Source organism: Streptomyces callyspongiae (genome assembly GCF_047200695.1).
Classification (GTDB): Bacteria; Actinomycetota; Actinomycetes; order Streptomycetales; family Streptomycetaceae; genus Streptomyces.
Genome location: NZ_JBJZOM010000006.1, coordinates 270447 through 281725, shown reverse-complemented (window position 1 = coordinate 281725; position 11279 = coordinate 270447). Strand labels below are relative to the sequence as shown.

Genomic DNA, 11279 nt, shown 5'->3' with positions numbered 1-11279 from the left:
GCTTCAACCCGCAGCGCACCCGCGCCCTGCACGAGGCCCTGCTCGAACGCGGCCTGGAGTCCCCCTACGCCGAGTGGCTGGAGCGCTTCAAGCAGTTCCAGCGCAAGGAGCGCGAACTCACCACGTACGTGCCGTGCGGCGACTTCTTCGAGATCCGCGACAAGGCACTGATCGCCCACGCGACGCAGATCGATCCGGACGGCGGCTGGTTCCGCGTCCCGCTGGAGATCCAGCGGGAGATCTGGCCGACCGAGGAGTACGAGCTCGCCACGTCCCTCGTGGAGACCTCGCTCCCCGAGGACGACCTCTTCGCGGGCATCCGGGAGAATTGAGGCCATGAGCGCGCTGCACACCACCACGACCCAGCTCCTTCCGCTGGCGAAGGAACTGAACGACGCCACCGTGTCCCCCGGCGTCCTGGGCTTCATCGTCTTCGCGGTGATGGCTCTCGGCGTCTGGATGCTGATGAAGTCGATGAACCGGCACATGAACCGGGTCCACTTCACCGAGAGCCCCGCACCCGAGCCCGGCGCCTCCGCGGAGAGGCAACCCGAGGACGCCTGACCGACCCGCCCGTTCCCGTCCGCCCCGTCCGTCCCCTTGGAGGCACGCATGCTCTTCGGTCGTCATCCGAACCGACTGCCGTCCGCGGAGGAGGCCCTGCCGGGCCGTGACGAGCCGGCCTTCGCCCTGCCGGAAACGCACACCGTGCTCGGCAACCCGCTGGGCGGCCCGTACCCCGAGGGTCTGGAGATCGCCGACTTCGCGCTCGGCTGCTTCTGGGGGGCGGAGCGCACGTTCTGGCAGACCGAAGGCGTCTGGACGACGCTCGTCGGCTACCAGGGCGGTCACACCCCGCACCCCAGCTACGAGGAGGCCTGCTCGGGCCTGACCGGGCACGCCGAGGCCGTGCGCGTCGTCTTCGACCCGGCGAAGGTTTCCTACGAGCAGCTGCTCCGGGTGTTCTGGGAGGCGCACGACCCCACGCAGGGCTTCCGTCAGGGCAACGACGTCGGGACTCAGTACCGCTCGGCGATCTACACCCACTCGCCCGCGCAGCAGGCCGCGGCCGAGGCCTCGCGGGACGCCTACCAGAAGGTGCTCACCGGGGCGGGCCACGGCGGGATCACCACGGCGATCGTGCCGGCGGACTCCCGGCCCTTCTACCCGGCCGAGGCTTATCACCAGCAGTACCTGGACAAGAACCCTGCCGGGTACTGCGGCATCGGGGGTACGGGGGTCAGCTGCCCGGTGGGCATCGCCCCGGCGGGGGAGTGACCCTCCCGGCCGCTCCCGGGACGCGGTGACGGCACGGCCCCATCCTGCGAAACAGGCCAGGTCCGGGCCGGATGAAGGGTCGGCGAAGCGGCTGCGGGCCGGTGTCGGGTCGTCGGCGGTTTCGGTAGGACACGTGGGTGTACTTCCGCCGCCTGCCGTGCAGTTGGCAGCTGCGGAGTCCGATCGACCCGGAACTGTGCACGTGTTGTGCTCCTGGTCGGGCGAAGCCGGAGAGCCGACGCGGTCTGTCCGAAACGAGCCGCAACCATCCCTCCGTTCCGGACTTTCGGCATGTTTCCGCTTTTCTTGTACACGGGCTTGCTGTACACATCGGATGTCTCCGGCAGATCAACCGCCACGTCCATCGCTGAGAGGCGTCTCGAGCGAGGCGCCTTTCCGGTGTCCCGCGAGGCTGCCCGGATCGCCGAACCTGCCTGTACACCGCCCGCCGGGCAAGGAGAGTCATGACCAACCCGTACGCCCGTCCGGAAGGCAGCAGCGGGTCCTACCCGCCGTCACACGGCCCGCAGACACCGCGCAGTACCTGGAAGAGGAACCTGGCCCTGGCGCTGGGCGTTCCGTTCGCCTGTCTGGTCTCCTTGTCCGCCTGCGGGACACTCATCGGCGCGGTGAGTGATCCCGAGAGTCGGCAAGCGACCGCCCCGCAATCGTCGTCGGTGACCACGACGCCTTCCGCCCACGGGAGTGCCTCTCCCTCGGTCTCCGCGTCCTCGCCGTCCCCCGAGCCGTCGGACGAGAAGAAGCAGCCGACGTCGCACGCCCCGGAGACCCCCGCACCGTCGAAGTCCGCGAAGAAGCGTGAGAGCGGTACGAGCGGCGGATCGCGCGACGGCGAAGGCACCTCTGTGTACTACAGCAGCTGCTCGCAAGCCCGGGCGGCCGGTGCGCTCCCGCTCCACCGCGGTGAGGCCGGCTACGGTTCCCACCTGGACGGTGACGGTGACGGTGTCGCCTGCGAGCCGTCCTACGACGGCAGCAGCGGAACGGCGTCAGGCGCGGGCGGCTCGAGCAGCGGCGGTACGTCGTCCGCTTCGGGTGGTTCGAGCAGCGGCGGTACGTCGTCCACGTCGGGCGGCACGTCGGTCTACTACGAGAACTGCGACGCCGCGCGAGCCGCAGGCGCTGCCCCCGTGCGTCGCGGCGATCCTGGCTACGGTTCCCACCTGGATCGTGACGGCGACGGCGTCGCCTGCGAATCCTGACTCCCACCTCGGCGACGCCGCCGGAGACGGACCGGGGCTCCTGCCGGGAAGCGCGGTGCCCGGGGTCGTCGCGGGCGATCGGACGCTCCCGCCGAGCGCCGAAGCCGAGCCTGCTGTTCGGCGAGGGAAGCAGCCGAGTGCCCGTGCCCTCGGGACGGTCGTGGACATCCGTTTCGGAGGAGGGTCCGGTCCGGCCTCGTTCCGCAGCAAGGGGGGTTCTCCGCAACGCCACCGCGTGAGCCCGCCGTTCACCCGGCCGGTCCTGCCGTGACGCAAAACACCGGGCGTCCTGCGGATCACGCCCGTATGGTTTCCGTATGCAGGTGATCCAGTCGACCAAACTCGCCAACGTCTGCTACGAGATCCGCGGGCCGGTGCTCGAGGAGGCGACGCGGCTGGAGGCGGCCGGTCAGCGGATCCTCAAGCTGAACACCGGCAACCCGGCGGCGTTCGGCTTCGAGTGCCCGCCGGAGATTCTCGAGGACATGCTGCGGAACGTGGGCGACGCCCACGGGTACGGCGACGCCAAGGGCCTGCTGACCGCGCGCCGCGCCGTGATGCAGCACTACCAGACCAAGGGCGTCGAGCTGTCGGTCGACGACGTCTATCTCGGCAACGGTGTCTCCGAGCTGATCCAGATGGCCATGCAGGGCCTGCTGGACGACGGCGACGAGGTCCTCGTGCCCGCGCCGGACTACCCGCTGTGGACGGCTGCGGTCTCGCTCTCGGGTGGCACGGCCGTGCACTACCGGTGCGACGAGCAGGCCGACTGGATGCCGGACCTCGCCGACGTGGAACGGAAGATCACCGACCGCACCAAGGCGCTGGTGATCATCAACCCGAACAACCCGACCGGTGCGGTCTACGACGAGGAGATGCTGCGCGGTCTCACCGACATCGCGCGGCGACACGGCCTGATCGTGTGCAGTGACGAGATCTACGACCGCATCCTCTACGACGGTGCCGTTCACACGCCGACCGCCGTGATCGCGCCCGACCTGCTCACTCTCACCTTCAACGGCCTGTCGAAGAACTACCGTGTGGCGGGCTACCGCAGCGGCTGGCTCGCGGTGTGCGGCCCGAAGGGCCATGCCCAGAGCTACATCGAGGGCCTGTCGATCCTCGCCAACATGCGGCTGTGCGCCAATATGCCGGCGCAGTACGCCGTGGCGACCGCGCTGGGCGGCCGGCAGTCCATCGAGGAACTCGTGCTCCCGGGCGGCCGGATGCTCGAACAGCGCGACGTCGCCTACGACCTGCTGACGCAGATCCCCGGTGTCACCTGCGTCAAGCCGAAGGGCGCGCTGTATCTGTTCCCCCGGCTCGACCCGAAGGTCTACAAGGTCAAGGACGACCGGCAGATGGTGCTGGACCTGCTGCGCTCCGAGCAGATCATGGTGGTCCACGGCACGGGCTTCAACTGGCCGGAGCCCGACCACTTCCGCATCGTGACGCTGCCGCCGGCGCAGGAGCTGGCCGATGCGGTCACCCGTATCGGTACGTTCCTGGACGGCTACGGACAGCCGTGACCTGTGGGACTTCCGTCCCCACTTCTGCGAGAGCAGTCAACTTTGGACTTTGTCCAAGGTAGGATGGCTTCCTGAGTACCTTGCCAGGGGAGCCACCCATGTACGAACCGATCCGCAACAAGTCGGTCCACGCCATGGCCGCGGAGACCGACATGCCTCACCGCTCCCGCGAGGAGGAGCTGGACATCCGGCTCGCAGGGCATCTCACGGCGCTGCTCACCGTGACCGATGAACTCCGCGCCCTCGGCGGGAGTCCTGCGCTCGACGACTCGGCCGAGCGCCTCGCGGGCACGGCGGCGAGGCTGCGGGGCGGGCGCGAGCCGCAGCGTGCCGCTCCCTCCGCCCGGGATGCCGGGCAGGACCGTCTGACCGCCCTGCACCAGCGGGCGCACACCCTCGCCGGCATGGCCCTGGTCATCGCCACCTCCCGGGAGGACGAAGCGGCTGCGGAGCTGGCGGCGGAGTGCCTGGAGCGGCACGCGGAGGTACTGGGCCCGGCCGGTGCGGCCTGAGCGACGAACGCCCCGGAGCCGCGAGTGACGCGCACGGTGAATTCACGGTCCCGGTTCTGGTCTGAGTGATGCTTCGGGCACTCGTGCCGGTCTGCGGCTGCTGTCCGTGCCGTAGGTCGTCAGGCGGTCCGGTTCCGGCGGCCTGCCGGTTCCGCTGTCCGTGACCCGCCCGCGAGCGGGAGTCGATTCCTCCTGCCGAGCGGCCTCGGGGTGATGCCGAGGCGGCCGCTCCGGCGTCATCCGACACGACGCGCACGCTCCTCGTCCCGGCTTGACGTATTCCCGTATGGGAATATGTTGACTGCTATGGCACGAACAGCGACGACGTCGGACGCGTTCAACGCGATCGCTGAGCCGCAGCGCAGGGCCATCCTGGCGCTGCTGCGGGCGGGTGAGCGGCCGGTGAGCGACGTGGCCCAGGAGCTGGGGATGAGCCAGCCGGGGGCGTCCAAGCACCTGAGGGTGCTCAGGGAGGTGGGGCTGGTGCGGGTCCGCGGGGCGGGCAAGCAGCGCCTCTACGGCTTGGACGCACGCGGGTTGCGGCCGGTCCACGAGTGGGTCGGCGGATTCGAGAGGTTCTGGAACGAGAGCTTCGACCGGCTGGACACCTACGTGCAGGACCTCACGCGGACACGGCAGGAGGAATGACCGATGGCAGGGGCGAGGCAGGAAGCGGGGACGGAGCCGGTGACGGCCGGCCGGGAGATCGTGATCTCGCGGGTCGTCGACGCCCCGCGAGAGTTGGTGTTCGAGGCATTCACCGAGGTCCGGCACCTGTCGCGGTGGTGGGGTCCGGAGGGGTTCACCACCACCACGCGGTCCTTCGAGTTCCGCGAGGGCGGGGAGTGGGTCTTCGTGCTGCACGGGCCGGACGGGACCGACTACTCCGAGTGGATCCGCTGGCTGCGGATCGTCCCGCCGGAGCGCATCGCGCTGCTGCATGGTGAGTCCCGCGACGACCCGAACGCCTTCGAGACGGTCCTGACCTTCGCGCCGGACGGCGCGGCGACCCGGATCGTGATGCGCACGGTGTTCCCCACCAAGGAACTGCGCGACCGGGCGGTCGAGAAGTACCACGCGATCGAGGGCGGCCGGCAGACCCTGGGCAGCCTGGCGGCCTACGTCACCGAGATCCTTCGGAAGGGGGCGCAGGGCTGATGGCCGGGAAGGTGTTCTTCAGCGTGTCGATGTCGCTGGACGGGTTCATCGCGCCCGAGTCCCTGGGGGACTTGATGGGGCAGCAGTGGAGGGAACTGCAGCAGTGGATCTTCCCGCAGCGGTTCTTCCGGGAGAACCTGAAGCTGGGCGGGGGCGGCGAGGAGGGGCGCGACAACGACATCGTGCGGGAGACGTTCCAGCGCACCGGCGCGAGCGTCATGGGCAAGCGCATGTTCGACGCCGGCGAGCAGATGTGGCCGGAGGAGGCGCCGTTCCACACGCCGGTCTTCGTCGTGACGCACACCGAGCGTGATCCGTGGGAGCGGCCGGGCGGGACTACGTTCCACTTCGTCAACGACGGCATCGAGACCGCGCTCGACCTCGCCCGCGAGGCCGCCGGCGACCGCGACGTCCGCATCGCGGGCGGGGGCGCGACGATCCTGGAGTACGTGAACGCCGGGCTGGTCGACGAGTTCTCGGTCGCGCTGTCGCCCGTGCTGTTCGGCTCCGGAATCCGCCTGTTCGAGGGCGTGGACGCGTCCAGGGTCGCGCTGGAGCAGGTCCGTTCGGAGCCGTCGTCGCGGGCGACGCACCTGACCTATGCCGTGCACGCACGGTAGCAGCGGCGCGACTCCACGCCTGCGACCTCGGTGTCCACGGCGCCCACGCCTGCCTCTCAGCAGGCCCCGGCGGGCCGCACGCGGACCGACGGCGCAGGGGGCGGCCCCCGGACCGGACGTGGACCGGGGGCCGCCCCCTGCGCGTTGCCGTGATCAGCCCAGGCGCTCGACCAGGGCGTGGTACTCGTCCCACAGCTCCTTCGGGGTGTGCTCGCCGAAGGTGTTGAGGTGTTCGGGCACCAGTGCGGCCTCGTCGCGCCAGACCTTCTTGTCGACGGCCAGCAGGAAGTCCAGGTCCTCGTCGGACAGGTCCAGGCCGTCGCGGTCCAGGGCGTCCTTGGCGGGGAGCACGCCGATCGGCGTCTCGACGCCCTCCGCCTCGCCGTTCAGACGGCCGACGATCCACTTCAGGACGCGGCTGTTCTCTCCGAAGCCGGGCCAGACGATCTTGCCCTCGTCGTTCTTCTTGAACCAGTTGACGTAGTAGATCGCCGGCAGCTTCGACGGGTCCGGTGCCTCGGCGCCCATCCTCACCCAGTGGGCGAAGTAGTCGCCCATGTTGTAGCCGCAGAAGGGCAGCATCGCGAACGGGTCGCGGCGCAGCTCACCGGCCTTGCCCTCGGCGGCGGCCGTCTTCTCGCTGGCGACGTTGGCACCCAGGAAGACGCCGTGCTGCCAGCTGAAGGACTCCGTCACCAGCGGCACGGCCGTCGCCCGCCGGCCGCCGAAGAGGATGGCGGAGATCGGCACGCCCCGCGGGTCCTCCCACTCGGGTGCGATGATCGGGCACTGCCCCGCCGGGGTGGTGAAGCGGGCGTTGGGGTGCGCGGCCGGGGTCCCGGACTCCGGCGTCCAGTCGTTGCCCTTCCAGTCGATGAGGTGGGAGGGGGTCTCCTCCGTCATGCCCTCCCACCAGACGTCGTTGTCGTCGGTGAGGGCGACGTTGGTGAAGACCGAGTTGCCCCAGAGGGTCTTCATGGCGTTCGCGTTGGTGTGCTCGCCGGTGCCCGGGGCGACGCCGAAGAAGCCGGCCTCCGGGTTGATCGCGTAGAGGCGGCCGTCCTCGCCGAAGCGCATCCAGGCGATGTCGTCGCCGATGGTCTCCACCGTCCAGCCGGAGATCGTCGGCTCCAGCATGGCCAGGTTGGTCTTGCCGCAGGCGCTGGGGAACGCCGCCGCGACGTACTTGGACTCGCCGCGCGGCGGGGTCAGCTTGAGGACGAGCATGTGCTCGGCGAGCCAGCCCTCGTCGCGGGCCATCACCGAGGCGATGCGCAGCGCGTAGCACTTCTTGCCCAGCAGGGCGTTGCCGCCGTACCCGGAGCCGTACGACCAGATCTCGCGGTCCTCGGGGAAGTGCGAGATGTACTTGGTGTCGTTGCACGGCCACGGCACGTCCTGCTCGCCCTCGGCGAGCGGGGCGCCCAGGGTGTGCACGGCCTTGACGAAGAAGCCGTCCGAGCCGAGCTCGTCCAGCACCGGCTGCCCCATCCGCGTCATGGTGCGCATGGCGACGGCCACGTAGGCGGAGTCGGTGATCTCCACGCCGAGCGCGGAGAGCGGGGACCCCAGCGGGCCCATGCAGAACGGGACGACGTACATCGTGCGGCCGCGCATCGCACCGCGGAACAGGCCGCCCCTGCCGTTCGCGCCCTGGAAGATCTCCCGCATCTCGGCGGGGTCCTTCCAGTTGTTGGTCGGGCCGGCGTCCTCCTCCTTCGCGGAGCAGATGTAGGTCCGGCCCTCCACGCGGGCCACGTCGCTCGGGTCGGACGCCGCGTAGTAGGAGTTCGGACGCTTGATCGGGTCGAGCTTCTTGAAGGTCCCCTTCTCGACGAGTTCCTCGGCCAGCCGCTCGTACTCGGCCTCGGAACCGTCGCACCACACGACGCGGTCGGGCTCGGTGAGGGAGGCGATCTCGTCGACCCACGCGACGAGTTCCTGGTGGTCGGTCGGAAGGCTGCTGGGAGCCGCAATAGTGCGCGCCACGATCGCTCCAGACGATGTGAGGGATGTTTCGGGTCGCGGACCGACTCCGCGGAGTGTCCGTCTTCCACTGCTGTGCAGATGTGGCCCCTTGGGGGCTTCGACCCGGATGCATTCGTGGCTACGCTCATCCGGTGCCGATTGTGCTCATCTGATCATGGCGCCTCGGGCTTCATGTGTCCAGAGGGGCGCTCAGGTGAGCGGAAGTGACCCTCCCCACTCCTGGTCGCGGCGCGTGGGGAACCCTACGGGCCCGTAGGTAGCCTGACCGTCATGACTGCTGCCCCCACCGACGTCGTGTCCGAACCCGGTGGCGCGTCCGCCGCCGGCAGACCCTCCGAACAGCCGACGGCCGCGGCCGCCGGCGGCCCCCGGCCGGCGCACATCCCGCTCAAGCCGCTGCTCCGCGGCTGGCTGCACGCCGCGATGTTCCCGGCAGTCCTCGTCGCCGGTACTTTCCTCACCGCCCTCGCCGACAGCAGCCGAGGCCGGCTCGCCTGCGCCGTCTACACCCTCACCGCCTGCCTCCTCTTCGGCACCAGCGCGCTCTACCACCGGGGGAACTGGGGGCCGCGGACCACCGCGGTGCTGCGGCGCCTGGACCACGCAAACATCTTCCTGATCATCGCCGGCACCTACACGCCGCTGACGATCCTGCTGCTGGAGGACGGCCGCAGGGATCTGCTGCTCTGGGGCATCTGGATCGCCGCACTGTGCGGCATCGCCTTCCGCGTCTTCTGGGTCGGCGCCCCGCGCTGGCTCTACACGCCCTGCTACCTCGCCATGGGGTGGGCCGCGGTCTTCTTCCTGCCGGACTTCCTCCGCACCGGCGGCATCGCGGTGCTGGTGCTGGTGGTCGTCGGCGGCCTGCTCTACAGCGCGGGCGGCGTGGTCTACGGCATCAAGCGCCCGAACCCCTCGCCCCGCTGGTTCGGCTTCCACGAGGTGTTCCACACGCTCACGCTCGCCGCGTTCGTGGTGCACTACGTGGGCATCTCGCTGGTCGCCTACCAGCACGCCTGAGCGCGGCGGGAGCGCGGCTGGCCTCTCGGAGGGCAGGTTCCGGCGGGCCGGGGCCCTGCGCGCGCCCGCGGTCGATCGCCACCGCACGGTCGTCGGCGCACGACTCGTCCGCTGCGTCGCCGCTGAGGGTTGCGTGGAGTGGACCGGCATGGAGGTCGGCGAGCTGGACTCCGTCCCAGTCGGCCCCGTCCTCATCGGCGGCCACTTGAGTCGTGGAACGACGTCAGGCTCCGACCGTCAGCTCGGCCCAGACCGTCTTGCCGAGAGGGCTGCGCGGTGCGCAGCCCCACCGGTCGGCGAGGAGGTCGACCAGGAACAGGCCTCGGCCCGACTCGTCCTCGCCCGCGGCCTGCGCCGGACGGAGCGGAGGACGCGCCGGGTCGGCGTCGGCCACCTCGACGCGGAGCAGCTCCGCCCCGGGTTCGTACGTCAGTTGCAGCGCGAACTCGTGTCCCGGTACGAGGCCGTGGCGCACCGCGTTGGCGGTGAGCTCGCCGACGACCAGCGAGACGGTGCAGGTGGCGTCGGACTGCGGAGGGTGGCCCCAGTGGTCCATCCGCTTCACCGCCAGGTGGCGGGCGAGCTGGGCGCCGCGGGGCGACGAGGTGAACCGCATCGAGAACGTGTGCCGTTCGGCGCGGGAGTACTTGTTGTCGGCGTCGCTCGGGTCTTCGTCGGGCATGGGGATGGCCTTCAGCACGGTGTCGTCCATTCGTGGGGCGGGTCGATCCGATGCGCGATGCCTCAGCGTGAGCGGATCGCGACATTCCGTGCTCAAGAATCGCTGCGGGGACGTATGCTCGGAAGACGGTCAGTGCTTAACCTTCCGGCTGTAAGGAGTCGAAGTCAGCCCATGGCCAAGGACATCGACCCCACGTCATCGATGGCCGCGCTGTTCGGCAGCCGGGTGCGCAGGCTGCGCACCGCAGCCGGACTCACGCAGGCGGAACTCGGCGCGAGGACCCACGTCGTCGGCACGCGCATCACCCAGGTCGAGCGCTGCTCCGGTGCCAGGCCGACCCAGGAACTCGCCCGCGCGCTGGACGAGGTGCTGGGCGCGGACGAGTTGCTGATCGATCTGTGGCCGTACGTCCACCGGGAGGCGTTCCCCGACTGGTCGCGGCGGTTCATGGAGTACTCGGCACGGGCGGTCGGCATGCGCCAGTACGCCGCCCATGTCGTGCCCGGCCTGCTGCAGACCGAGGACTACGCGCGGGCTCTGCTGAGGGTCTACCCCGAACACGAGGACGAGGCGAAGCTGCAGCAACGCCTGACCGCACGTATGGAACGCCAGCGTCAGTTCGCTGCCGGGGGCCGGACCGAGCTGTGGGTCGTTCTCGACGAAGCGGTGCTGCTGCGCCCGGTGGGCGGGCAGGCCGTGATGCGCGCACAGTTGAGACGGCTGGTGGAGGCGGTCCGGGAGGGGCGGCTGACGCTGCAGGTGCTTCCGTTCGAGCAGGGCGAGCACGGTTCCCTCGGCGGCTCCCTCACTCTGCTGACGATGCCCGACGCGACGGAGGTCGCCTACAAGGAGGGCTCCGAGTACGGGTTCCTGCTCGAAGAACCGCCGGAGGTGAGGCGGCACACGCTCATCTACGATCGACTCCGGGCAACGGCCCTGCCTCCGGACATGTCGCTGGAGGCCATCCGGTCCACCTTGGAGGGGAAGTACCGTGGAGCGAGTGTCCCGTCCCGCGCTGCTCGACGCCGCTTGGCGCAGGAGCAGCTACAGCAATCAGGCCGGCGGCGACTGCGTGGAGGTGGCGGACGGGTTGCCCGGCGTGGTCCCCGTGCGTGACAGCAAGCGACCCCGCGGTCCCGTACTGGTTCTGCCGGCCGCGTCCTGGTCGGCGTTCGTGGGTGAACTCAGGACCACGCGCTGAGGAGTGTCCGCACCGTGGGAGGCCGACGGCGGTCGGCCTCCCACAGCGCTCCGGTGCGGGGGAGAGT

Annotated in this window: 13 protein-coding genes and 1 pseudogene; 12 read left to right on the top strand and 2 right to left on the bottom strand. The window is 70.1% G+C overall.

What is annotated here, in order from left to right; genetic code table 11:
- The 9 genes and pseudogenes from ACL06G_RS08260 to ACL06G_RS08220 all read left to right on the top strand — a co-directional run.
- Positions 1 to 332, top strand: a pseudogene (locus tag ACL06G_RS08260) (mycothiol conjugate amidase Mca); the annotation flags it as partial.
- Between the two features lie 4 nt (positions 333 to 336).
- On the top strand, positions 337 to 564 hold the full coding sequence (locus ACL06G_RS08255) for a hypothetical protein (RefSeq protein WP_412784655.1): 228 nt from the start codon (positions 337 to 339) through the stop codon (positions 562 to 564).
- A 48-nt stretch (positions 565 to 612) separates the two neighbouring features.
- Positions 613 to 1278, top strand: coding sequence for a peptide-methionine (S)-S-oxide reductase MsrA (gene msrA / locus ACL06G_RS08250; RefSeq protein ID WP_412784654.1), 666 nt, complete (start codon positions 613 to 615; stop codon positions 1276 to 1278).
- Positions 1279 to 1742: 464 nt separating this feature from the next.
- Positions 1743 to 2501, top strand: coding sequence for an excalibur calcium-binding domain-containing protein (locus ACL06G_RS08245; RefSeq protein ID WP_412835647.1), 759 nt, complete (start codon positions 1743 to 1745; stop codon positions 2499 to 2501).
- Between the two features lie 317 nt (positions 2502 to 2818).
- Entirely contained in the window at positions 2819 to 4030 is a 1212-nt protein-coding gene (locus ACL06G_RS08240) for a pyridoxal phosphate-dependent aminotransferase (protein ID WP_412784652.1), read from the top strand.
- A 98-nt stretch (positions 4031 to 4128) separates the two neighbouring features.
- Positions 4129 to 4542 (top strand): SCO4983 family protein, encoded by a 414-nt coding sequence (locus ACL06G_RS08235; RefSeq protein WP_412784651.1) that lies wholly within the window; start codon positions 4129 to 4131, stop codon positions 4540 to 4542.
- 306 nt (positions 4543 to 4848) lie between these two features.
- Complete coding sequence (locus ACL06G_RS08230; protein WP_412784650.1) at positions 4849 to 5190, top strand: ArsR/SmtB family transcription factor; 342 nt, start codon at positions 4849 to 4851, stop codon at positions 5188 to 5190.
- 3 nt (positions 5191 to 5193) lie between these two features.
- Positions 5194 to 5700 (top strand): SRPBCC family protein, encoded by a 507-nt coding sequence (locus ACL06G_RS08225; protein WP_412835646.1) that lies wholly within the window; start codon positions 5194 to 5196, stop codon positions 5698 to 5700.
- A complete protein-coding gene (locus ACL06G_RS08220; RefSeq protein WP_412835645.1) occupies positions 5700 to 6320 on the top strand; it encodes a dihydrofolate reductase family protein in 621 nt (206 codons plus the stop codon). The genes ACL06G_RS08225 and ACL06G_RS08220 overlap by 1 nt, the downstream gene beginning before the upstream one ends.
- A gap of 153 nt (positions 6321 to 6473) precedes the next feature.
- Here ACL06G_RS08220 and ACL06G_RS08215 read toward each other — a convergent pair whose 3' ends face one another.
- The gene (locus ACL06G_RS08215; protein ID WP_412784647.1) at positions 6474 to 8309 is read right to left on the bottom strand and encodes a phosphoenolpyruvate carboxykinase (GTP); all 1836 of its coding nucleotides are present in this window, start codon (positions 8307 to 8309) and stop codon (positions 6474 to 6476) included.
- Positions 8310 to 8579: 270 nt separating this feature from the next.
- Between ACL06G_RS08215 and trhA the strand changes: the two genes are divergently transcribed.
- Positions 8580 to 9329 carry a PAQR family membrane homeostasis protein TrhA gene (trhA, locus tag ACL06G_RS08210; protein ID WP_412784646.1) on the top strand — a complete coding sequence of 250 codons (750 nt, stop codon included), beginning with the start codon at positions 8580 to 8582 and terminating at the stop codon, positions 9327 to 9329.
- 223 nt (positions 9330 to 9552) lie between these two features.
- Here the strand turns inward: trhA and ACL06G_RS08205 are convergent, their stop codons facing one another.
- Positions 9553 to 10041: an ATP-binding protein gene (locus tag ACL06G_RS08205; RefSeq protein ID WP_412784645.1), complete on the bottom strand. Its 489-nt coding sequence runs from the start codon at positions 10039 to 10041 to the stop codon at positions 9553 to 9555.
- 171 nt (positions 10042 to 10212) lie between these two features.
- Here ACL06G_RS08205 and ACL06G_RS08200 point away from each other — a divergent pair, with 171 nt between their 5' ends.
- Entirely contained in the window at positions 10213 to 11127 is a 915-nt protein-coding gene (locus tag ACL06G_RS08200; protein ID WP_412835650.1) for a helix-turn-helix domain-containing protein, read from the top strand.
- The gene (locus ACL06G_RS08195) at positions 11084 to 11212 is read left to right on the top strand and encodes a DUF397 domain-containing protein (RefSeq protein ID WP_412784644.1); all 129 of its coding nucleotides are present in this window, start codon (positions 11084 to 11086) and stop codon (positions 11210 to 11212) included. Before ACL06G_RS08200 ends, ACL06G_RS08195 begins: the two co-directional genes overlap by 44 nt.
- Positions 11213 to 11279 lie beyond the last annotated feature (67 nt).